The sequence below is a fragment of the Streptomyces sp. CT34 genome (assembly GCF_000805335.1).
Classification (GTDB): domain Bacteria; phylum Actinomycetota; class Actinomycetes; order Streptomycetales; family Streptomycetaceae; genus Streptomyces.
Map to the genome: position 1 here is coordinate 5,380,367 of NZ_KN708638.1, position 21,256 is coordinate 5,401,622.

The 21,256-nt window shown below is 70.2% G+C and carries 18 protein-coding genes; 10 read left to right on the plus strand and 8 right to left on the minus strand.

Annotated elements, in window-relative coordinates:
- The first annotated feature begins 136 nt into the window (after positions 1-136).
- Entirely contained in the window at positions 137-595 is a 459-nt protein-coding gene (locus RZ84_RS39150; protein WP_157878891.1) for an RICIN domain-containing protein, read from the plus strand.
- 354 nt (positions 596-949) lie between these two features.
- On the opposite strand, the gene RZ84_RS23555 is transcribed toward RZ84_RS39150, so the two are convergent.
- Both RZ84_RS23555 and RZ84_RS23560 read right to left on the minus strand, forming a co-directional pair.
- Positions 950-1,300 (minus strand): flavoprotein, encoded by a 351-nt coding sequence (locus RZ84_RS23555; protein WP_241777831.1) that lies wholly within the window; start codon positions 1,298-1,300, stop codon positions 950-952.
- On the minus strand, positions 1,293-2,534 hold the full coding sequence (locus tag RZ84_RS23560; protein ID WP_043265950.1) for a helix-turn-helix domain-containing protein: 1,242 nt from the start codon (positions 2,532-2,534) through the stop codon (positions 1,293-1,295). Before RZ84_RS23560 ends, RZ84_RS23555 begins: the two co-directional genes overlap by 8 nt.
- A 135-nt stretch (positions 2,535-2,669) precedes the next feature.
- On the opposite strand from RZ84_RS23560, the gene RZ84_RS41640 reads away from it, so the two are divergent.
- Together RZ84_RS41640 and RZ84_RS23570 are read left to right on the plus strand one after the other, a co-directional pair.
- Entirely contained in the window at positions 2,670-3,017 is a 348-nt protein-coding gene (locus RZ84_RS41640) for a hypothetical protein (protein WP_241777832.1), read from the plus strand.
- Between the two features lie 193 nt (positions 3,018-3,210).
- Positions 3,211-3,456: a hypothetical protein gene (locus tag RZ84_RS23570; RefSeq protein ID WP_043265951.1), complete on the plus strand. Its 246-nt coding sequence runs from the start codon at positions 3,211-3,213 to the stop codon at positions 3,454-3,456.
- Positions 3,457-3,965: 509 nt separating this feature from the next.
- Here RZ84_RS23570 and RZ84_RS23580 read toward each other — a convergent pair.
- From RZ84_RS23580 to RZ84_RS23605, 6 genes are all read right to left on the minus strand, one after another.
- Positions 3,966-5,120, minus strand: a complete 1,155-nt coding sequence (locus RZ84_RS23580) for an ABC transporter ATP-binding protein (protein ID WP_043265953.1) — start codon at positions 5,118-5,120, stop codon at positions 3,966-3,968.
- Positions 5,121-5,132: 12 nt separating this feature from the next.
- The gene (locus tag RZ84_RS23585) at positions 5,133-6,200 is read right to left on the minus strand and encodes an ABC transporter ATP-binding protein (RefSeq protein ID WP_043265954.1); all 1,068 of its coding nucleotides are present in this window, start codon (positions 6,198-6,200) and stop codon (positions 5,133-5,135) included.
- Between the two features lie 11 nt (positions 6,201-6,211).
- Positions 6,212-7,183: an ABC transporter permease gene (locus RZ84_RS23590; RefSeq protein ID WP_043265955.1), complete on the minus strand. Its 972-nt coding sequence runs from the start codon at positions 7,181-7,183 to the stop codon at positions 6,212-6,214.
- Between the two features lie 122 nt (positions 7,184-7,305).
- Positions 7,306-9,105 carry an ABC transporter substrate-binding protein gene (locus RZ84_RS23595; protein ID WP_043265956.1) on the minus strand — a complete coding sequence of 600 codons (1,800 nt, stop codon included), beginning with the start codon at positions 9,103-9,105 and terminating at the stop codon, positions 7,306-7,308.
- 108 nt (positions 9,106-9,213) lie between these two features.
- Entirely contained in the window at positions 9,214-10,248 is a 1,035-nt protein-coding gene (locus RZ84_RS23600) for an ABC transporter permease (RefSeq protein ID WP_043265957.1), read from the minus strand.
- A gap of 908 nt (positions 10,249-11,156) precedes the next feature.
- Positions 11,157-13,316, minus strand: a complete 2,160-nt coding sequence (locus RZ84_RS23605) for a prolyl oligopeptidase family serine peptidase (protein ID WP_043265958.1) — start codon at positions 13,314-13,316, stop codon at positions 11,157-11,159.
- A gap of 233 nt (positions 13,317-13,549) precedes the next feature.
- Between RZ84_RS23605 and RZ84_RS23610 the strand changes: the two genes are divergently transcribed.
- From RZ84_RS23610 to RZ84_RS23640, 7 genes are all read left to right on the plus strand, one after another.
- Entirely contained in the window at positions 13,550-13,744 is a 195-nt protein-coding gene (locus RZ84_RS23610) for a hypothetical protein (protein WP_043265959.1), read from the plus strand.
- Positions 13,745-13,851: 107 nt separating this feature from the next.
- Positions 13,852-14,838, plus strand: a complete 987-nt coding sequence (gene mshB / locus RZ84_RS23615) for an N-acetyl-1-D-myo-inositol-2-amino-2-deoxy-alpha-D-glucopyranoside deacetylase (protein ID WP_052230129.1) — start codon at positions 13,852-13,854, stop codon at positions 14,836-14,838.
- Positions 14,835-15,458: a DUF6113 family protein gene (locus RZ84_RS23620; RefSeq protein WP_052230130.1), complete on the plus strand. Its 624-nt coding sequence runs from the start codon at positions 14,835-14,837 to the stop codon at positions 15,456-15,458. The genes mshB and RZ84_RS23620 overlap by 4 nt, the downstream gene beginning before the upstream one ends.
- Before the next feature lie 215 nt (positions 15,459-15,673).
- Complete coding sequence (locus tag RZ84_RS23625) at positions 15,674-18,010, plus strand: hypothetical protein (RefSeq protein ID WP_043265960.1); 2,337 nt, start codon at positions 15,674-15,676, stop codon at positions 18,008-18,010.
- A 220-nt stretch (positions 18,011-18,230) separates the two neighbouring features.
- Positions 18,231-19,226 carry an ABC transporter ATP-binding protein gene (locus RZ84_RS23630; protein WP_241777833.1) on the plus strand — a complete coding sequence of 332 codons (996 nt, stop codon included), beginning with the start codon at positions 18,231-18,233 and terminating at the stop codon, positions 19,224-19,226.
- Positions 19,223-19,960 carry an ABC transporter permease gene (locus RZ84_RS23635; protein ID WP_043265962.1) on the plus strand — a complete coding sequence of 246 codons (738 nt, stop codon included), beginning with the start codon at positions 19,223-19,225 and terminating at the stop codon, positions 19,958-19,960. Before RZ84_RS23630 ends, RZ84_RS23635 begins: the two co-directional genes overlap by 4 nt.
- Complete coding sequence (locus RZ84_RS23640) at positions 19,957-21,222, plus strand: sensor histidine kinase (protein ID WP_043265963.1); 1,266 nt, start codon at positions 19,957-19,959, stop codon at positions 21,220-21,222. Before RZ84_RS23635 ends, RZ84_RS23640 begins: the two co-directional genes overlap by 4 nt.
- The last annotated feature ends 34 nt before the right edge of the window (positions 21,223-21,256 follow it).

The following is a 21,256-nucleotide window of genomic DNA, read 5'->3' on the forward strand; positions in this document are numbered from 1 at the left end:
GCGTGATGCTTCCTGCGAAGGTGACCGCTTCAAGGGGAGGGTGCGGTTCGTCTGTCGCGTTAGTTGTGGGCGAGCTGGCCTGTCAGCGTCAAACAGGCAAGGGAAACGAGGGGGAAAATTGAAGCGTAAATTTGGCATGACCATCGCTGGGCTGGCTGCGACCGGATTGGTGATCTTCGGCACGACGTCGGCATCTGCCACGCCTGTCCGTGGGTTCAACATCAAGAACGTCGCGACCGGGAAGTGCCTTAAGTTTAACGGAATGGGTCATCCCGTGACCGCGGAGGCGTGTGACGTTGAGGTTCAACAACAGCGATGGGCTATGAACCCCGATGGGATCATCTCTGTAGCGGCTGGTAATCCGGCGTATGGTCCCTGCCTGCTGGCCAAGAAAGGGGGCGGCGGGGATGTCTACGTGAATACCTGCAACTTCGATGGATGGACTCCGGGCTTTGTTGTGAGTTCCTTCCACGACAGGGAGAAGGCCATATATGCAAACCCGGCTGCAGGGTGCTACCTGAAGGTATCGGGGAGCGATGCGGTCTGCACTCCGGGCCAGACAGACGAGAAGTGGTGGATGGCTATCTACGGATAGTCGGTACCCATTCGCAGTTCAATAAGCCGGGACCCACCTTCTTTGCGAGGGGTGGGTCCCGGCCGCTCTATGGCTGCAAGACCGTTTAGGCGGTGTCGTGTCCGTCAGCGGAGCCTGGCGGCGGGCACGGGGAACTCGCCCGTCCTCGGTGATCCACCGGCCGGACAGTCTTGATGCCGACACCGCAGCTCTCCGTCAACTGGCGCGGCGTCCCTCGACGGGAACGGCCCGACCACAACAGGTGTGCTGTGCCGCGAGATCCGTCCGCCCCGTCACGACCGGGGGTCGCACCAGCAGTGAGGGACGCCTGCATGAATGGGCCTCGGCGCGATGGGTGGGCTCGCGTCGACCCGACTACGGGAGCGTGTCCACCGCGGCGTGCCACGGGTAGGCGTCGAGGTTGCCGTGGCGTGGCCTGTGTGGCACGAAACGGCCGTTGTCGAAGAGCACTTGGACGCCCGCGGCGCGCAGGGTCTCGACGCGGAGCGGCACGGCCGGGTGCGCATTGTGGGCATCGCTCCAGTGCGGCAGTGCCAGGATGGGCAGCTGCAGCCCGATACCTTCGGTGATCAGTCCGAGAGCCAGTGTGTCGCTGATACTCGCGGCCCACTCGTCGATCGTGTTGGCGGTGAGCGGCGCGAAGAGCAGCGCATGCGGCCGGCCCCCGCAACGGCCTCTCCGCGCTTCGGCCAGTCCCTTACACACTGAGCACGTGCCCGTGATCGTGAAGCAAGCCGCGGACTTCAGGTACCTTCTCGAAGTCCCCGAGCCGCTGGAGTACGACACGGGCCCGCGACACGGTGCGGTCACTCGTCATGTCCGCGGACGCAGAGATGACACGTCGTGCTTCCTCGGCTGCTCGCTCCGGCTCGTTGGCGTCGGCAAGAGCGACGGCGAGCCATGAGCGGTAGAGGGCCACCTCTCGCGCGTGTGTGGCGTCGTAGCGGCTGAGTACGTCGGTCAGCAATGGCACAGCGCGCAACGGGCGGTGCAGCTCGGTGAAAACTCGGGCGTCCATCACCTCTAGCTCTTCCGTGCTCACCCAGTACGCCCACTGTGGCGCGTCGTCGTCGGCTTCGGTCAGCGCGTCATGCGCTTGCTCAAGTGCCTGCATGGCGGGCTGTGCCTCTCCGGCGCACGTGTGAGCCCACGCCACACGATCAAAGAACAGTGCACGCGCCCTGGATGGGGCATCGGGCCCGCCTTCGTCCAGAGCGGCTCGGGCGAGATCGAGGCCGGCGCGCTCGTGTCCGGTGTTGCTGAGTTGGTAGGCGAGGCTTCCCGCGAGATGCGCGACCAGGGGTCCGTCGCCCGCTTGCCGCGCTGCTTCGATCCCGATGCGGTACACACGTTCAGCTTTCTCGTGTTGCCCGGCATCGCTGGCGATCCATCCGGCGATCTGGGCCAGTTCACCGATCTGGGCAAGCAGCTTGCTGCCGACTGCTTCGGTGTGGGTGCTCTCGCGGTAGAGCTGTATGGCTGCGTTGAGTTCGCGGAACACGGGTGCGACGAGGTCGCCTCCGGTAAGCACGTCGTCAGCGAGTCGAAAGCCGTGCACGCGAGCGGCGAGGCTCGCTACGTCGTCGCTGCCGATGCGGCGGCCGGTCCTGCTGGCGAGTGGCGCCAGAGGGTCGCCCGGCGGGATCAGCTCACAGAGGACCGCGGCGGCCCCGAACGGTGGCCCGTCCATCTCGCCTCGGGCGTACGCGGCGGCTCGCTCCAGCTCCCCGAGGGGAGCCCTCAAGGTTTCCGCGATGAACGGGAGCCAGGATTCCGGGATGCGCCCTCCCCGCTCCCACCGGGAAACCTCGTTCCGTGTGAGGGACTGCGTACCGGAGACGGCGCACAGCATGGCGGCAACCTGCCGCTGACTCTTATGGGCATCGCGCCTCAGACGTGCCAAGTAAGCGCCGAACTGCCGCCGTTGTTCATCGGTCACCCGCCGGCCCCCTCTCCCCTTCAGTGTGGCCCCTCCCTGGCCTCCCGTGTGGCTCCTCTCCCAGGTCTACCCGAACGGTTCGATGAAGTGTCTGTCCACGACAGACCCCCGCGACCGTCGGACCGGCCCGGGGGCATGGCCATCAACTACATGGGAGTTGACAACGTGCTCAACGCTACAGCGAGATTCCTTGTCCCGCTGCTGAGGCTGCTGCTTCCCGCGGGAGGCCGCCATCGGTCGGCCGGCGCGTTACCCGCTGCGTGGTACGAGGGCGCGCCACCGCTTGAGCTTTCCCGCATGTCCGTCGGGCAGTTGGGCCTGTGGCGAGGCGAAGACGTCGCTTTGATCCGCCCGTACGTCCTGACTCCTGAGGAACGGCGCGAGCGTCGCTTGCAGCGTGGTCGGCGGCGGACGTTGTGGCTGGCCGTGCAGGGCATCGACGCCGGGCCGCGCTGGATTCACGGTGTGGAGGTGGCGGGCTGATGCCCCATAAGTGCCGACCCGTTCACCTGAGGGACCCGGATCCGATGCTGGAGCCCGAACCTGCCCCCGGATGCGACGTATGCATGGCGTTGGCCGAGCAGTGTGAGGCGGCGCGTTCCGCTGGAGACCGGACGACGGTGATCGAGTGCAACGTTGAGATGCGCCGCCATCCTCACGCCAAGGTTGTGCGCTGATGAGCGCGGGCACATGGTCGCGGTTGTGCGACCGGGCCAAGGAGGCATGGAACCGGCACGTCAGGTATCGGGAGTTGCATCGGCAGCTTGATCACATGCGGGCGGATCTCAGGGCTCGTACCGCGTGGATGGATGAGCTGACCGAGGAGGATCTCGCGGAGTTGCTGCGTGGTCTCACCGAGTGCATCGACGCCGTGCGGGCACCGGGCAGCGATGCTCCGGACCATCCGGAAGGCGCGCCATGAGGAATCGGTACCGCTCCTGAAGGGTGCGACCAACACGCTCCGGCCGTCGTCACCCGGACAGGTCGAACCGCCGGAGCGGGGCCAACTTCTCTACTTCCGACACCGCAAGGGAGGTGAGAATGTGGGAGACAACGAGGAGATCAACGGTTACGACGTGTTCGAGCAGGAGGTCATCTCCCCTGCCGAACCTGAGCCGGACCCCCAGCGGGACGAGGACGGCAGCGATGGCTAAGAAGCCCTGGGCAGGCATCGGGCCCTACATCAAGCGAGACCTGCCGGACCGCGCCCCGGCTTCGACATGGTGCGGCAAGCACCCCCAAGAGCGGACCCGGCTGGTAGCCCGCGCGGGATGGGTGTGCCTTGACTGCGTGCGTGAAGCCGGCCGCCGTCCTACCCTGCCGTAGGTCACGGCCGCCCCCCGGACCAGCGCTGGGGCCCGCTTCATCCGAAGGGCAGCCGGCCCCAGCGCGCTGCGTAGCGGCGGTATTCGGCGGGATGGCGCGGCAGGTTCAGCTCTCCGAGCCGTCGGTGCCCGCCGCCCCGCTTTCGTTTCCGGCCCCCTCCTCGATCGCGGCCAGCGCCGGATCGAGGACGATGTCCTCGCCCCGGGCGGCGGTCGTCGGCTCCTCCGGGAAGTGACAGGCCGTCAGGTGCCCGTCCGCGTTGCCGCCGAGCTGGATCAGCGGCGGCTCCTCCGTCGCGCACTTGTCCTGCGCCTTCCAGCAGCGGGTGCGGAAGCGGCAGCCGGACGGCGGGTTGATGGGGGAGGGGACGTCGCCGGCGAGTCGGATCCGTTCGCGCTCCTCCTCGCCCTCGTCCAGCAGCTTCGGTTCGGGTACGGCCGAGAGCAGGGCGTGGGTGTACGGGTGGCGCGGGCGGTTGTAGATCTCGTCGCGGGTGCCCACCTCGACGATCTTGCCGAGGTACATCACCGCGACCCGCTCGCTGAAGTGCCGCACGATCGCCAGGTCGTGGGCGATGAACACGAACGCGATGCCCAGCTCGCGCTGGAGGTCCTGGAGGAGGTTGACGACCTGCGCCTGGATGGAGACGTCGAGGGCGGAGACCGGTTCGTCGGCGACGATCAGCTTGGGTTCCAGGGCGAGGGCGCGGGCCACGCCGATGCGCTGCCGCTGGCCGCCGGAGAACTCGTGCGGGAAGCGGTTGTAGTGCTCGGGGTTGAGGCCGACGGTTTCGAGGAGTTCGCGGATCCGCTTCTCCCGGCCGCCGGTCGGGTTGATCCCGTTGATCTCCATCGGGCCGCCGATGATGGTGCCGACCGTCTGCCGCGGGTTCAACGAGGCGTACGGGTCCTGGAAGATCATCTGGATCTCGGAGCGGATCGGCGCCAGCTGCTTGCGGCCAGCGTGCGTGATGTCCTGGCCCGCGTAGGTGATCTTGCCGGAGGTGGGCTCCATCAGCCGGGTCAGCAGCCGGCCGGTGGTGGACTTGCCGCAGCCCGACTCACCGACCAGGCCGAAGCTCTCGCCGGCGTGCACGGTGAGGTCGACCCCGTCGACCGCCTGGACGGACCCGACCCGCCGCTTGAACGGGAAGCCGCCGTAGATCGGGAAGTGCATGGTGAGGCCCTCGGCCGTGAGCAGCGGCTCGCCCTGGGCGGGGGAGGTGTCGCGGGGCGCGGGGAGGGTGACGTTCTTGGCCATGGTGGTAGCTCCCTAGCCCAGCCGGGGCTTGATCTGCTCGGTGAAGAGGGTCTGCTTCTGCTCGGCGGTCAGATGGCACGCGGCGGCGCGCCCCAGTTCCAGCACGGGGCGGTCGTCGGTGCAGCTGCTGCCGCCGACCTCGCCGGTGAAACCGCAACGCGGGTTGAACGCGCAGCCCGAGGGCGGGTTCAGCAGGCTCGGCGGGGTGCCCGGGATCGGGTGCAGCTCCTCGTTGACGTCCGAGGAGAGCCGCGGCATGGAGCTCAACAGGCCCCATGTGTACGGGTGTCGGGGCTCGGTCAGGATCTCCCGCACCGAGCCGCGCTCCACCGCCCGGCCCGCGTACATTACCAGCAGGTCGTCCGCGGTGTTGGCGACCACGCCCAGGTCGTGGGTGATCAGGATGATCGCGGAGCCGAACTCCTGCTGGAGGTCCTTGAGGAGGTCCAGGATCTGCGCCTGGACGGTGACGTCCAGCGCGGTGGTCGGCTCGTCGGCGATCAGCAGCTCCGGGTTGCAGACCAGCGCCATGGCGATCATGGCGCGCTGGCGCATACCGCCGGAGAACTGGTGCGGGTAGTCGTCCACCCGCAGACCGGGCTGTGGGATGCCGACCTTGGTGAGCATCTCGATCGCCCGCTGCCGGCCCTCACGCCTGCTCGCGCCGGTGTGCTTGATGAACGGCTCGGCGATCTGCCGGCCGACGGTGTAGTACGGCGACAGGGCGGTCAGCGCGTCCTGGAAGATCATCGCCATCTTGTTGCCCCGGAGCTTCTCCAGGGTCCTTTCCTTGGCGCCGGTCAGCTCCTGGCCTTCCAGGTGGATCTCACCGGTGATCTCGGTGGACTTGGGGTTGTGCAGCCCCAGCACCGCGAGGTTGGTGACGGACTTGCCGGAGCCGGACTCGCCGACGATGCCCAGGGTCTTGCCGCGCTCCAGGTCGAAGGAGAGGCCGTCGACCGCCTTGACGATGCCGTCCTCGGTGGAGAACCGGATGTGCAGGTCGCGGACGGAGAGGAAGGGGCCGGAACCGGATCCGTTCGCGGCCGGCTTCTCCTCGGTCTTGGGGGGTGTGGTCACGTCAGGCTCTCCTAGGACAGGCGCACGCGCGGGTCGATGAACGCGTACGTCGCATCCACGATGATGTTGAAGATGAGGATCATGGCCGCGCTGAACAGCATCACGCCCATCACCATGGGCAGGTCGAGGGTGGTGACGGAGTCGACTGCCAGCCGGCCCAGCCCCGCCAGTTGGAAGGTGAACTCGGTGATCATCGCGCCACCCAACAGCGAACCCAGGTCCACACCGAGGATGGTGACGATCGGGATCAGGGAGCCGCGCCAGGCGTACCGCAGGAAGACGTAGCGCCCTGGCATGCCCTTCGCCTTGGCGGTGCGCACGTGCTCCTCCTGGAGCTGCTCGACCATCGTCGAGCGCGCCATACGGGTGTACTGCGCGGTGTAGATCGTCGACAGCACCAGCCAGGGGATCAGCAGACCCATGAACCAGCCGACCGGATCGCTGGTGAAGTTCACGTACTGGGGCGCCTCCATGATGCCGCTGTAGACGAGGATGCCCAGCACGATCGGGCCGAGGATGTAGATCTGCACAGAGCTGAGGACCATCGAGATGCCGGTGACCGTCTTGTCCAGCACCGAGCCGCGCTTCCAGGCGGCGAGCAGGCCGGCGCCCAGGCCGATCAGCAGGAAGACCACCGTGGCGCCGATGGCCAGCGACACCGTGAGGGGCAGCCGGTCCATCATGGTCGACCAGATGTCCTGCTTGGTGGCGAAGGAGTAGCCGAAGCAGGGGGCGCTGCAGTGGCCGAGGGTGAAGTCACGGCCCGCGAAGATGCCGACCAGGAAGTGCCAGTACTGCACCGGTACGGGCTGGTCGAGGCCCAGGTTCTTGTGGATCAGGGCGACGTTGTCGGCAGTGCAGTTCTTTCCGCAGGCCATCAACGCCGGATCGCCCACGGAGAAGAAGACGAAGAAGGTGAAGGCACTCAGCAGGACGAGGATGACGACCGCGCCGATCGTCCGGCGAAGGAGAAAGGGAAGCATGACAGTTCGCTGCTCTCAGGACGGCGGCTGCAGTGGGGTGAGGGGTGGTGTGGGAAGGCCCCGGAGGCGCGCGCCCCGCCGTGCGCGCGCTCCGGAGTGCCTTCGACCGTCGCTTGCTACTGCTACTTCTTGACGAACAGGGTGTTCACGTCAAGGTAGTTGGTGTCCGTGTTGTAGCGGGCGCCGCCGATCTTCGAGCCGTACAGCTGGAGCACCTTGGTGTAGAACACCGGGACGGCCGGGTTGACCTTCTCCACGATGTAGTGGTGGAGCTTCTGCCACTCCGCGGTCTGCTTCTGAATGTCCGGGATCTGCTCGATCCGGTCGATCTCGTCGCTGATGTGCTTGTCGCGGACGTGCGAGTAGTTGGACGAGCCGTCCTGGATGGTGCGGCCGTCGTAGGACGGCGGGATCACCGTGGAGGCGTCCGGCCAGTCCTGGCCCCAGCCGGTCAGGTAGACGTCGAAGCCGTTGTCGACCTTGCCCATCTGCTGGTACCAGGAGGACGAGTCGACCTCCTTCTTCTGCACGTTGAACCCGGCCTTGGTCAGCCCATCGGCGATGGCGACGGCCTCGTTCTGCCGGATCTCGGTGTTGGCGAAGGCGTAGACGAGCTTCATGCCCACCTTGCCGGCTTCCTTGAGGAGCTGCTTGGCCTTCTCCGGGTCGCCGCCGGGCTTCTTCAGCTTGCCGTAGGGGTCGTAGCCCTTCTCGTAGCCGGCGACGGTCGGGGAGAGCAGACCGCCGGCGATCTCACCGCCGTAGCTGCCGCCCTCGACCCGGACGACCTGCTGGCTCGGCATGGCGTAGGTGATCGCATCGCGGATCCTCTTGTCCTTGATGCGGTCCATGTTCATGTTCAGCTGCCAGACATACGGCTGGTAGCCCTGCACCAGGCGCTTGCTGGCGCTGGGGTTGCTCAGCACCTGCCTGGTCAGCGTCGGCTCCACGGAGTTGGTGAAGCTGATGGCGGTCTTGTCCTCGCCCTGGTCGGCCATCAGCCGCTTGGTGGAGTCGGAGAACTGGTGGTTGAAGGAGATGTTGTAGCCGTCGACGTACTGGTGGCGCGCCGGGTCGGTCTTGGGGTCCCAGTTGGTGTTCCGCACCAGCTGCATGGACTTGCCGGCCTTGAAGTCCGCGATCTTGTACGGACCGGAGCAGACCGGCGCGACGTCGTACTTGTCCTGGGTGTCCTTCGCGCTGTCCGGGACGGCGCTGTAGCCCGCCATCGCCAGCGCGTAGGGCAGCTGCGTCTGCGGGGACTTGAAGTGGAAGACGACGGTCTTGTCGTCCGGGGTGTCCAGGACGTTCTTGGGCAGGTGGTCGCCCTTGTACGGGCCGTCCGGCAGCGCCTTGCGGTAAGTCGTTCCCTCGCCCGACAGCCACTGCTGGACGTAGGTCGGGCCCTCGGTGATGAACGGGGCGTACATGCGCTCTATGGAGTGCCGGATGTCCTTCGAGGTGATCGGCTTGCCGTCCTCGAACTTGATGCCGTCCTTGAGCGTGTACTTCCAGGTCTTGCCACCGTCGGACATCTGGCCCGCGTCGGTGGCGAGGTCGCCGACGAGCGTCTTCTTGCCCTTGTCGTCCTGGGTGTAGGTGGTCAGACCGCGGGAGACCAGTTTGGCCAGGTCGCCCATGTCGCTGACATACTGCTGGGCCGGGTCCAGGTGGTTGAAGCTGTCCCGCTGGTAGACGGTGATGGTGCCGCCGTTCTGCGCACCGGACACCGGGGCGGCGGGGCCCTTGGACTGGGCGGCGGTGCCGAGCGGGACCACCTTCGACTGGGCCGCCGCGTCCTTGTCCGTCTGCGACTTGTCCTTGCCCGCCTTGCCGCCGCCGCTGCAACCGGTGAGCGCGAGCGAACCGGCCGCCAGGGCGGAGATCACCGCGCCGGTTCTACGCGTGGAGAGGGTGTTCATGAGGATCCAAGCACCTACCTGTCAGTCGTTGTCCAGATGTGCTGTCTGACGCATCCGGTGCGAACCCGGCGCGGTGGGGGTGACAGCAGGCCCCCCTCAAATGGACGATCAGCGCCCGGACTTGGGGTCGAATGCGTCTCGGACCGAGTCACCGAGCAGGTTGAAGCAGAGAACGAAGATCACCATCGCGGCGCCGGGGAAGAGGAGGAAGGTCGGGTCGTTCTCGTAAACCTGACCGGCCGTGTGGAAGAGCCGTCCCCAGTCGGGGGTCGGCTCCATGATGCCGACGCCCAGGAAGGACAGGCCGGCCTCCGCCGTCACGAACAGCGGGAGCATGTAGGTGGTTTGCACGAGGATCGGGGTCACCACGTTGGGGAGCAGCTCCTTGGTGATGATCCGCCAGGGGGAGGCACCGGTGATCTTCGCGGCCTCGACGAAATCCCGCTCCCGTAGCGACATCACCTGGCCGCGCAGCAGACGGGCCAGAGCCATCCAGCCCAGCGCCCACTGCACGACGATCAGCGCGATCACCCTGATATAGGTGGGGGTTTGGTCGCCCGGCGGCACGAAGAGCTCGACCACCACGGGCATGAACGCCACGAAGGTCAGCTGGGCCGGGAAGGCGAGCAGGAAGTCGATGACCCGGCCGACCCAGTAGTCGGTCTTGCCGCCCAGATAGCCCGCGGCGATACCGACGAGGGTGCCGGTGAGGACCACCAGGACGGTGACCGCCAGCGAGATGCCGAGCGAGGTCCGCATGCCGTAGAGCAGCTGCGTGAAGAGATCGCGGCCCAGGCGCGGCTCGATTCCGAACCAGAAATCGCCGGACATCCCGCCGTTGGGACCCGCCGGATAACTGAACTCGTCGAGAAGATCGGGATTATCGCTGCCGTACAGCGTGTACGGACTCTTCCCGTACAGCGACGCGATCACCGGAGCCAGCGCCGCGACGACGAAGAAGGCCAGCACGATGATTCCGCAGATCACGCCCGAGCGGTCGCGCTTGAAGCGCGCCCACATGAGCTGGCCGGGGGAACGGCCGACCAACTCACCGCCCTTGCCCTTCTTTTCCTTCTTCAGACCCTTGGGTGCCAGTTCCGGGGTGTCGGACGTGGCCGCCGAGGTCTGGGATGGACTAGTCATCGCGAAGTGCCCCCGCGCCGAGTTCTCTTGGAACGTGAAGCGGCACCGATTGCACCGCTGGATGAGCGCGACTTTCGCAAGTGATTTATGGCGGAGTCAAGGGCATGCGGTGTGCTTCTGCACCGGTCGTCCGCTTCTTGAGCGAAGATTGCGCAGATTGACGCCAATGCGTGCTTGACATGCGACTGTCATGCGCGGCATATAAGGGCAAATCACCCAACACCACTTAACGTGGTGGCAACTTGGCTGTCGCAACACCGATATACGGACGCGTCATGCTGGGCAACGTACGGCCGTGCGGGTGCCGTAGGCCGGCCGAAGGCGTCGATCGCGCCTCCGGCCGGCCGTCGTTTTGGGTGTCTTTCGGGTACCGCTTCCTCCGTGTCTGTTGTCCGTTCGCCGCGCCCGGGCAAGGCCCGCGGTAGCGCCTTCACGTATGCGGGGGCACCGTGGGCGGAGCGGGGCATCGACGTGGACGGGGGTGCGGGCCGTGTCCACGGTGCGGGAGCGCCGTCGCACCCGCGGTGCGCGCGGCGCCGGTGGCCTGGTCTGCCTGCGCTCGCGCTGCTCGGTTGCTCGCGCTGCTCGGCGCGGTCTGGATCGCGTGGGGCGCCACCGTCGCCCTCGCCCGGGGCCCCGCGGTGCTGTGGCGGGGGTGTGTGATCGCCCAACTGGCATTGTCCGGTGTACAGTTCGCCGCGCTGTTCGCCGTGCAGTTCGCCGTGCGTGCGGCCGACCGGCGGCCCGGCGTACCGGACGCCGCCGCGGACCGACCCGACCCGACCGGGACCGACCCGACCGGGACCGACCCGACCCGGCCGCGTACGACCGTGACGCCGCGGTGTGCCCCGGCACACCCCGTCGCCGCCCTCGACGCGCCCGCCGGGCCGGTGATCGCGCGGCGCCGCTCAGACCATCCCCAACGCCCGCTTGAGGAAGTCCACTTGGAGCAGCAGCAGGTTTTCGGCCACCTGCTCCTGGGAAGCCATGTGGGTCACCCCCGACAGCGGCAGCACCTCGTGCGGGCGGCCCGCCGCGAGCAGCGCCGAGGACAGTCGCAGCGAGTGCGCCACCACGACGTTGTCGTCCGCCAGGCCGTGCACGATCAGCATCGGGCGGTGCGGCTCCACCGCCCCGGACAGCCCCTCGTCCGTGATCAGCGAGTTGGCGGCGTAGACCGCCGGCTCCTCGTCGGGGTGGCCGAGGTACCGCTCCTGGTAATGCGTGTCGTACAGCCGCAGATCGGTCACCGGCGCCCCCACCACGGCGGCGTGGAAGACATCGGGCCGGCGCAGCGCGGCGAGCCCCGCGAGGTAGCCGCCGAACGACCAGCCGCGGATCGCCACCCGGTCCAGATCGAGCGGAAAGGATCCGGCCAGCGCGTGCAGTGCGTGCACCTGGTCGTCCAGCGCGATCTCCCCGATCCGCCGGGACACCGCCTTCTCCCACGCGGGGGAGCGGCCCGGGGTGCCCCGGCCGTCCGCGACGATCACCGCGAACCCCTGGTCGGCGAACCACTGGGAGGTCAGATGGGCGTTGTGCGCCGCGACCACCCGCTGGCCGTGCGGACCGCCGTACGGGTCGAGCAGCACCGGCAGCGGACCGTCGCCCTCTGTGTACCCCTCCGGCAGCAGCACCGCACACGGGATCTCCCGCTCCCCGGCGAGCACCAGCCGCGGGCGGGCGGTCAGCCCCGGCCGCTCGGCGTACGACCCGATGGCGGCCAGCACCTTCTCGCCGCCGTCCGGATCCAGCCGCACCACCTCCACCTGCGCCCCCGGCCGCTCCAGCGACGCCTGGGACAGCACGGTCACCGCGCCGCCGCGCACCGCCGAGGACACCGTCGGATACGGCCGCTCGCCGACCCGCTCCCAGCCGCCCTGGTCCCCGCTGCCGCGGAACCACGCGCGGTAGACGCCGATGTCGTGCACGTCCGGCCCGCTGGCGGAGAACAGGACGTCGTCCGCGCCGATGTCCAGCACCGCCCGGACGTGCAGCGGCGCCCCGGTCAGCGGCCGGTCGCCGACGAACAGCTTGCGTACCCCGCCCTCGTCGGCGATCCGCACCAGCCGCCCGTCCGGCGTCCAGGCCGGCGCCCCGGGGAACGGCTCGACCCACGTCTCGTCCTCGTCCTCGTGCACCGTGGTGGTCGCACCGGTCCGGGTGTCCACGGTCAGATAGCGCTGGTCGCGCTGGTCCCGGGCCTGGACGAGCAGCAGCGGCGGCCCGGCCGCCGACCAGTGGACGCGCGCCAGATACGGATAGCGCCCGGTGTCCCAGCCGACCTCCGTCCGCGTCCCGTCCAGCCCGAACAGGGTCAGCGTGACGTGGGCGTTGCGGCTGCCGGCCACCGGATACGCGACCTGCGCCGGCTTCCGGTCGGGGTGCGCGGGGTCGGAGATCCACCAGCGGGTCACCGGCGCCTCGTCGACCCGCGCGGCCAGGATCCGGTCGCTCTCCGGGGACCACCAGAAGCCCCGGTGGCGGTCCATCTCCTCGGCCGCGATGAACTCGGCGAGCCCCCAGGTGACATCGGGCCCGTCCGGCTCCGCCAGCGCCCGGTCCGCACCGGCGACGCCGTCCCCTGCGCCGTCCGCCGCGACCACCCGCAGCGCACCGTTCGCGACATAGGCGACATGGCGGCCGTCCGGCGCCGGCCGGGGATCCACCACCGGCCCCGCCGCCGGGAGTTCACGGGTGGTGCCGGCGCGCAGCTCCGAGACGAACAGTCGCCCCGAGAGCGCGAACGCGGCCAACTCCACGGCGCCGTCCACCGCATAGCCGACGATGCCCGCCGACCCCTCGCGGCTGCGCTCGCGCCGCGCCCGCTCCTGCGCCGGGAGCTGCTCGTCCGCGCCGGCCAGTATCGCGTGCGGGTCGGCGGCGGTGAACTCCCGTCCGTCCGCCAGATCGAGGACCCAGAGCTGCTGGCTGCGGTCGGTACCGGTACGGGAGCGGAGGAAAGTGACGCGTGTGCCGTCGGGGGCGATGGCGAAGTCGCGGGGCGCGCCCAGGGTGAAGCGCTGGGTGCGCGCGTAGTGCCGGGGGAAGGGCAGCTGTCCGGTCATACGGCCGAGCCTACGGGGGAACCGGCTCACTGTGGCCGGGCTTGCAAAGATGGCGTGCGCCCCCGCTGTGCTCCGGTGCACCGACTTATGCCCGCGGACGGAAAGTTATGATCCCTTGCGCGTAGTGGGTACGGGGTAAAGAGCCCTTGGCATACCCGGTGCGTGGGACCGGCCCGTTCGGTTCACGCACCATCAACTCTGTCCGGACCGTGTGTACTTGGAGGTGAACCGCCGTGGCACTCTCGATTTCGGCGGTGGTGCTGCTGGCGATCATCGTCTTCTTGCTGATCAGGAAGTCCGGGCTGAAGGCCGTGCATGCTCTCGTCTGCATGCTGCTCGGCTTCTATCTGGCCAGCTCGTCCGTCGCCCCGACGATCAAGACCTTGACGACCAATGTCGCGGGGATGCTGGGGGGCATCAAGTTCTGACCCGTCCCCGGCCGGGGACGGCCGCCCCGCCCCCGTTGCCCTGCGGGGCGCGGCGGCCACCGGGATCACCTGCGGCCGGCGGTCCGGCCGGCTCGTAGGCTGTCCGCATGACCGCCCAGCCGTCCCCGGCCACCGCCGGGGGGTACCCACAGCCGCCCGCCGCCCCCGCCCGCCGCCTCCTGCTGGTGCACGCGCACCCGGACGACGAGTCGATCAACAACGGCGTGACCATGGCCAGGTACGCGGCCGAGGGCGCCCAGGTCACGCTGGTGACCTGCACCCGCGGGGAAGAGGGCGAGGTCATCCCGTCCGAGCTCGCCCATCTCGCGCCGGACCGTGACGACACCCTGGGGCCCCACCGCGTCGGCGAGCTGGCCGACGCGATGGCCGTGCTCGGGGTCGCCGACCACCGCTTCCTCGGCGGCGCGGGCCGCTACCGCGACTCCGGGATGATGGGCGCGCCCCAGAACGACCGGCCGGGCGCCTTCTGGCGGGCGCCCGTGGACGAGGCCGCCGCCCACCTGGTCGCCGTCATCCGCGAGATCCGCCCCCAGGTGCTGGTCACCTATGACCCGAATGGCGGATACGGGCACCCCGATCACATCCAGGCCCACCGCGTGGCGATGCGCGGCGCCGAGCTGGCCGCGCGGGCGGACTTCCGGCCGGACCTCGGCAGCGCGTACGCGATCGGGAAGATTTACTGGAACTGCAACCCCCGCTCGGTGGTCGAGGCGGGCTTCGCGCGGCTGCGCGCGGCCGGCCACGGCTTCCCCGGGGTCGCCGCGGTGGACGACGTGCCCGGAGTGGTGCCGGACGCCGAGGTCACGGCGGCGATCGCGGGCTCGGTCGGCCAGGCGAACGCGAAGTCCGAGGCCATGCGCGCGCACCGCACCCAGATCGCGGTCGACGGGCCGTTCTTCGCGCTCTCCAACGACCTGGGCCAGCCGCTGTTCGGCACCGAGTACTACCGCCTGGTGCGCGGGGTGTCCGGCGCGGTGGACGGGGAACGCGAGGACGATCTCTTCGCGGGGGTGGAGGAATTGGACGGTTTGGCGGGTATGGAGGCTAGTGCCCGGATTGAGGAGGCGGAATGAGTACGTCCAAGGGCGGCGGATCCGCGGGTAAGGGCGGTGCCGGCGGCAAGGGCAACGGTGCCGGCGGCAAGGCCAACGGTAAAAGTGGCGCCAACGGCGGCCCCAAGGGGGGCGATACCCGGGCGGCTGTCGGCAACGGGAGCGCGGGTGCGCCCAAGGGGCAGCGGTCCCGGGCGGCCGGCGGTGCGGCCGGGACCCGGCCCGGAGCGCCGGGGGCGCCGCCTGCCGGTGCCGCGCCGGTCGCCCCGCTGACGCCCGGCAGGGTGGGCATATACGTACTCCTGCTCGTCACCGGCGTGCTGCTGGCGCTCGCCGGAACGCTTCTTCAAGCGGCCTGGTTCCCGGGCGGGTTGGCGCTGGCGCTGGCCGGTCTCGGTGGCCTCTTCCACGGGGGCGCGCGGGCGACCGGGACCACGGCCGGTGTGCTGGTGCCCGGCGCCGCCTGGCTGGTGACGGTGTTCCTGCTGCTCAGCGATACCCGCCCGGAGGGTGACTTCCTCTTCGGCCCCGGGCTCGGTTCGTACATCTTCCTGTTGGGCGGCATCGTGATCGCTGTGATCTGCGCCACCGGTGCCCAGATGCGCGTGATGACCGCACCGCGGGGCCGAGTTGGCGGATGACGCGGTCCATACCAGGACGGATGCCGCGGGGTTGCGGGTGACCGGCCCCGGAACGGGGGCGTCGCCCGGCGCGGCAGTGTTACCGCGCACCTCGGGTGCCGGCCGGCGGCGGACAGTATGGTGGTGCGCGCCGCCGCGACGCCCTGGGGGCACCCTCCGGTCCGAGGCCGGGGATCATCTCTGACGAGCGGCGGAGCCAACCGGGAGAACCTGCTTTGAGTCGTGAATCTGACAGTTCGTCCTCCGGCCCTCAGGGTCGTGGCGGAGCCGCGTACCCCTCGGGGACACCGCCGTACGGCTCGCCCAGGGGAGAAGCCGGCGAGGCGCTGGCGCCCGGTGCCGCGGCCCAGCCGGAGGAGCCCAAGACCGAGACCACGCTGACGACGCGGATCAAGATCAATATTCCGGGGTCCCGCCCCATCCCGCCGGTCGTCGTGCGCAAGCCCGTCGGTGAGGAGTCCGGCATGAACGCATCGGCCGCATCCGGCGGTTCCGCCGGCCCGTCCGGGCCCCCGGGCGGCTCGCGCCCGGCCTTCGGCGGCGAGCGGAACGCCGAGCGTACGGCGAACACCCCGCGTCCGGACGCGGCGGACAGGGCTCCCGGCGGCGCTCCCGCGGACAAGACCAGCGACTGGTTCGCGCCGCGCAAGCCGCAGGGCGGGGCCGGCGGGCAGGCGGCGACCACCGGTACGCACGCCGCACTGCCGGTACCGGAGAGCCCGGCGGCCCCGGGGGGCGCGTCCGGTGCGCGCGGGGCATCCGGTGCGAAGCCGGGGCAGCGGCCGGATCTCCCGTACTTCTCGGACGCGCCGTCCGCCTCGCGCGGCGGCGGCACGCCGTTCGACGGCGCCCGGGAGCACGGTGGCCCGTCGTACGAGGCCGACCCGCTGGGCGGCGACCCGCTCCGTAGAGATCCTCTCGGCAGCGATCCCCTGGGCGGCGACCCGCTGCGGAGCGATCCTCTCGGCAGCGACCCGCTGGGCAGCGATCCCCTCGGCAGCGATCCGCTGGGCAGCGATCCCCTCGGCAGCGATCCGCTGGGCGGCGGCTCCCCGTTCGACGGCGGGCCGCGCGGCGGGTCCTCCCCCTTCGACGGCGGCTCGCCGTTCGACACCCCGGCGAAGTCCGCGCGCGACCGCAACCCGTTCGACGCCCCGCCGGCCGGTCCCGCCGCCCCCAGCGGCCCGACGACCGGCCCCGCGCGCGGCGACTCGGCGCTCAACCTCCCGCCCGGCTTCAGCGACCCCAGTGCCGGCAAGAGCGCCGCCGCCCACCTGACCGACGACACCGCCGAGCTGACCCCGCAGCCCCCGGCTCCGCTCACCGGACCCGGCAGCGGCCTCGGCGTCTCCGGCGGCGTGGCGGGCGGCCGGCCCGGCGGTGCGGCGCCCGGTGGCCCGAAGGGCCAGGGCCCCAAGGACGGTCCGCCGGCCGGCGGACCCGGCGGCCGGGTGTCCGGCGACACCCTGGTCAGCGGCATCCCGAAGGTGCCCGGCGCGGAGGGCCAGAAGTCGCCCTCGGCGTTCCCGGCGGGCGCGGCGGCCGGCGCGGACGAGAGTGCCCCCGCGAAGCCGCGGCCCAAGATCCCTGAGCCGATCAACTCCAAGAAGGGCCGCAGCAAGCTGGTGCTGGCGGGCGCCGGCGTCGTCGGCCTGGCCGCCGTCGCCTACGGTGCCGGTCTGCTGCTGGACCACGCCGACGTGCCCAACAACACCACCGCGCTCGGCATCGACATCGGCGGCACCAGCAAGGAAGACGCCGTCAAGCGGCTGGGGTCGGGACTCAAGGACCGCCGGACCGCGCCGCTCAAGCTCACCGTCGACGGCAAGCCGGAGACCCTGCTGCCCTCGACGGCGGGCCTGGACATCGACCTCCAGGCGACGGTCCGCAACGCCGCGGGCCGCGACTACAACCCGGTCTCGGTGATCGGTTCGCTCTTCGGCGTCAAGCGCACCGCCCAGCCGGCGATGATCACCGACAAGGAGAAGCTCCAGGTCGCGCTGGCGAACGTGGCGGGGGCCGCGGACGCCGCCAAGGACGGCGGGATCACGTTCGAGAACGGCAAGGCGGTCCCGCACTACGGCTCGCCCTACAAGGCGATCGACGTCGCGGCCTCCCAGGACAAGATCGCCAATGCCTATCTCGACCGGGCCACGACCGGCACCGACACCCCCGTGGTGCTCGCCGCGAGCACCCAGCAGCCCAAGGTCGGCAAGGCCGCGGTGGACGAGGCGATGAAGCAGTTCGCCGAGCCGGCGATGTCCGGACTGGTCACGGTCCGGGCGGACGGGCACGCGGTCTCCTTCAGCCCGCAGAAGTCCATCCCGAAGTTCCTCTCCTTCAAGATCGTCAACGGCCGGCTGGTGCCGTACTACGACCGCCCGGCCCTCAAGGAGCTCTACGGCACCACCTTCGACGGAGTCATGGTGACCAAGGGCGACGGCACCAAGCACCCGGTCAGCGTCGAGGAGGTGGCGAGCGCGGTGGGCAAGGCGCTGGTCGGCAAGACCCCGGCCGAGCGGGTGCAGAACATCGCGACGAACGGCTCCTGACGCCGTGACGGGCATCACCCGGCGGCCGTGACGCACGCCGGCCGGCGCACCGCCGGCCGCCGTCGCCCGCCCTCGGTACGGAACGAAGCCGCAGGTCACCGGCGCCCGCGGGCGAGTCCTCAGGGATCCCCCTAGAGGGCCTCCCCCATGACATCCGTCATGCCGCTCTGCGTACAGCCGACACTGCCGGGCGGCCGGCGGATCCGCGAAGCTTGAGCGCATGAAGACGACAACTACGACCGCGGCCCGCGCCGAGCGGCGCGAGGCACGGACACCGGTGGTCTGCTTCCAGGGGGTCAGCAAGAGCTATGGCGCGGTGCGCGCGGTGGCCGATCTGCACCTGGAGCTGCACCCCGGCGAGACCGTCGCCCTCCTCGGGCCCAACGGCGCCGGCAAGTCCTCCACCCTGGACCTGCTCCTCGGCCTGCGCTCCGCCGACACCGGGACGGTGAGCCTCTTCGGCACCACCCCGCAGCGCGCCATAGAGCAGGGCAAGGTCGGCGCCATGCTCCAGAGCGGCGGCCTGATGGAGGGCGTCAAGGTCAGGGAGCTGGTCGGGCTCGCCCGCGACCTGCACCCGCGCGGCTATCCGCTGGACCGGATCCTGGCCACCGCCGGCATCACGGAGATCGCCGACCGGATGGTCGGCAAACTCTCCGGCGGCCAGGAACAGCGGGTGCGGTTCGCCCTCGCCACCGCCGGCGCCAACGACCTGATCGTGCTGGACGAGCCGACGACCGGGATGGACGTCTCGGCCCGCCAGACCTTCTGGGGCGCCATGCGCCGGCAGGCCCAGGAGGGCCGTACGGTCCTCTTCGCCACGCACTACCTCGAAGAGGCCGACGAGATCGCCGACCGGGTCATCGTGCTGCACCGCGGCCGGGTGCTGGCCGACGGCACCTCCGCCGAGATCAAGGCCCGGGCCGGCGCCCGCCGGGTCACCTTCGACCTGGACGGGCCGGTCGACCGCGGCGCGCTGGAGGCGCTGCCGTTCCTCACCGCCCTGACCGTGTCCAACAGCGGCTCCGCCGCGGGTTCCGGGCGCACGGTGCGCATCCAGTCCCAGGACGCCGACGCGACCGTGCACGCGCTTTACGGCCTCGGCCTCTACCCGCGCAACCTCGAAGTTTCCGGCCTCGGCCTGGAGCAGGCCTTCATCGCCATCACCACGGCGTCCGACGCGACCCCCGCCACCGCCGAGGAGGCGGCCCGATGACCACCCTGATCAAGCTGGAGATCGTCCGCGCGCTGCGGAACAAGAAGTTCATGTTCTTCTCGGTGATCTATCCGCCGGCGCTGTACCTGATCATCGCGGGCGGCGCGGACCGCAAGCCGATCCCCGGGATGAAGCTCGACATGGGCCTGTACTACATGGTCTCCATGGCAGCATTCGGTGCCATGACCGCCGTCCTGCTGGGCAACAGCGAGCGCATCGCCAAGGAGCGCGAGCAGGGCTGGGTGCGCCAGCTGCGGCTGACCGCGCTGCCCGGCCGGGGCTATGTCGCCGCCAAGATAGGCGCCGCCGCCACCGTCAGCCTGCCCTCGATCCTGCTGGTCATGATCGTCGCCGCGTCCGTCAAGGGCGTCCGCCTCGAAGCCTGGCAGTGGCTCGCCATCGCCGCCGGCACCTGGCTCGGCAGCTTCGTCTTCGCCGCCCTGGGCGTGGCCATCGGCTACCTGGCGACCGGCGACGCGGTCCGCCCGATCTCGATGCTGTGCTTCTTCGCGCTGGCGTTCCTCGGCGGCCTGTGGATGCCGCTGACGATCCTCCCGCAGTGGGTGCAGAACATCGCCGAGTGGCTCCCGACGCACGCGTACGCGGCGCTCGGCACCGCCGTCGAGGGCGGCAGCGCCCCGCACGCCAAGGACATGGCCATCCTGCTCGGTTACCTCGTCCTCTTCGCGGGGGGCGCGGCCTGGCTGTATCGCAAGGACACCCGGAAGGCATGAGACCGGTGGAGACGAAGAGCGCGTCCGACGACCGGAACCCGGTGATGATCGGCCAGCCGCCGCGCAACCGCCGCCAGGCGGTGACCAAGACGATGTGGATCGGCCTCTGGCTGTTCTACCTCGCGGGGCCCGCCGGCTCGCTGTTCCACCCCGGGACCTCCACCGCCGCGCGCCTGTGGGGAGCGGGCGGCCTGGCGCTCTTCGTCCTCGCCTACTTCTCCCTGGTCCTCCGCCACATGTGGCGGAGGACCACCCGCCTCCAGAGGTACGGCGTGCTGGCCCTGATGCTGGCGCTGTCCGTCGCCCTCACCTGGACCCTCGGCTTCGAGTGGCTGGTGCTGTTCATCTTCGTCAGCGTCGGCTCCGCCGTCGTCCTGCCCGCGCAGCAGTCCCGCTGGGCCATCCCGCTGATCACCGCGGTGCTGCTCGCCGTCGGCGCGCGCTATCCGGAGATCCGCGACTACTACGTCTTCGCCTACGCCCTGCCCGCCCTGGGCAGCGGTTTCATGATGGTCGGCGTGCAGTACCTGATCCGTACGACGCAGGAACTGCGCGCCGCCAGGGAGGAGGTCGCCCGGCTCGCCGCCAACGACGAGCGGCTGCGACTGGCCCGCGATCTGCACGACCTCCTGGGGCACTCCCTCTCCCTGATCACCCTCAAGAGCGAACTGGCCGGGCGGATGCTGCCCGGCAGCCCCGAGGACGCCGCGAAGCAGGTCGCCGACATCGAGCGGGTCGGCCGCCAGGCGCTGGTCGACGTCCGCGAGGCGGTCACCGGCTACCGCCGCCCCCGCCTGGCCGTCGAACTGGCCGGTGCCCGCTCCGCGCTGCGTACCGCCGGCGTCGACCTCACCGTCGCCCCCGGCCTGGAGGGCGAGCACCCGGCGCTGACCGCCGATACGGAAGGCGCGCTGGCCTGGGCGCTGCGCGAGGCCACCACCAACGTGGTCCGGCACAGCGGCGCCCGCCGCTGCGAGATGCTGCTCACCGAGGAATGGGAGTCCGACGACCGCCACTACCTCTGCCTGGCCGTCATCGACGACGGCGGCGGCCCGTCGCGCGGCCGGCACGACGGCAACGGACTCACCGGACTCCGCGAGCGCCTCGCCCTGACCGACGGCCGTCTGGAAACCGGCCCGGCCCCCCGCGGCCACGGCTTCGCCCTGCGCGCGTACGTCCCCGTGAGCACCCCGGCCACCGCACCCGGCGCCGCCGTACCGATGCCGGACGCCTCACCGGAGCCGGCGCCCGGCCCGGCGTAGCGGCCCCCGGCCCCGGCCGGGGGCCGCTACGTAA

What these genes read in the sequence shown, in the direction of transcription:
- RZ84_RS23630 (WP_241777833.1), top strand. Translation starts at nt 18,231, where the DNA reads ATGAAGACGACAACTACGACCGCGGCCCGCGCCGAGCGGCGCGAGGCA.
- RZ84_RS23590 (WP_043265955.1), bottom strand. Translation starts at nt 7,183, where the DNA reads ATGCTTCCCTTTCTCCTTCGCCGGACGATCGGCGCGGTCGTCATCCTC.
- RZ84_RS23580 (WP_043265953.1), bottom strand. Translation starts at nt 5,120, where the DNA reads ATGGCCAAGAACGTCACCCTCCCCGCGCCCCGCGACACCTCCCCCGCC.
- RZ84_RS41640 (WP_241777832.1), top strand. Translation starts at nt 2,670, where the DNA reads ATGGCCATCAACTACATGGGAGTTGACAACGTGCTCAACGCTACAGCG.
- RZ84_RS23600 (WP_043265957.1), bottom strand. Translation starts at nt 10,248, where the DNA reads ATGACTAGTCCATCCCAGACCTCGGCGGCCACGTCCGACACCCCGGAA.
- RZ84_RS39150 (WP_157878891.1), top strand. Translation starts at nt 137, where the DNA reads ATGACCATCGCTGGGCTGGCTGCGACCGGATTGGTGATCTTCGGCACG.
- RZ84_RS23620 (WP_052230130.1), top strand. Translation starts at nt 14,835, where the DNA reads ATGAGTACGTCCAAGGGCGGCGGATCCGCGGGTAAGGGCGGTGCCGGC.
- RZ84_RS23605 (WP_043265958.1), bottom strand. Translation starts at nt 13,316, where the DNA reads ATGACCGGACAGCTGCCCTTCCCCCGGCACTACGCGCGCACCCAGCGC.
- RZ84_RS23635 (WP_043265962.1), top strand. Translation starts at nt 19,223, where the DNA reads ATGACCACCCTGATCAAGCTGGAGATCGTCCGCGCGCTGCGGAACAAG.
- RZ84_RS23595 (WP_043265956.1), bottom strand. Translation starts at nt 9,105, where the DNA reads ATGAACACCCTCTCCACGCGTAGAACCGGCGCGGTGATCTCCGCCCTG.
- RZ84_RS23570 (WP_043265951.1), top strand. Translation starts at nt 3,211, where the DNA reads ATGAGCGCGGGCACATGGTCGCGGTTGTGCGACCGGGCCAAGGAGGCA.
- mshB (WP_052230129.1), top strand. Translation starts at nt 13,852, where the DNA reads ATGACCGCCCAGCCGTCCCCGGCCACCGCCGGGGGGTACCCACAGCCG.
- RZ84_RS23640 (WP_043265963.1), top strand. Translation starts at nt 19,957, where the DNA reads ATGAGACCGGTGGAGACGAAGAGCGCGTCCGACGACCGGAACCCGGTG.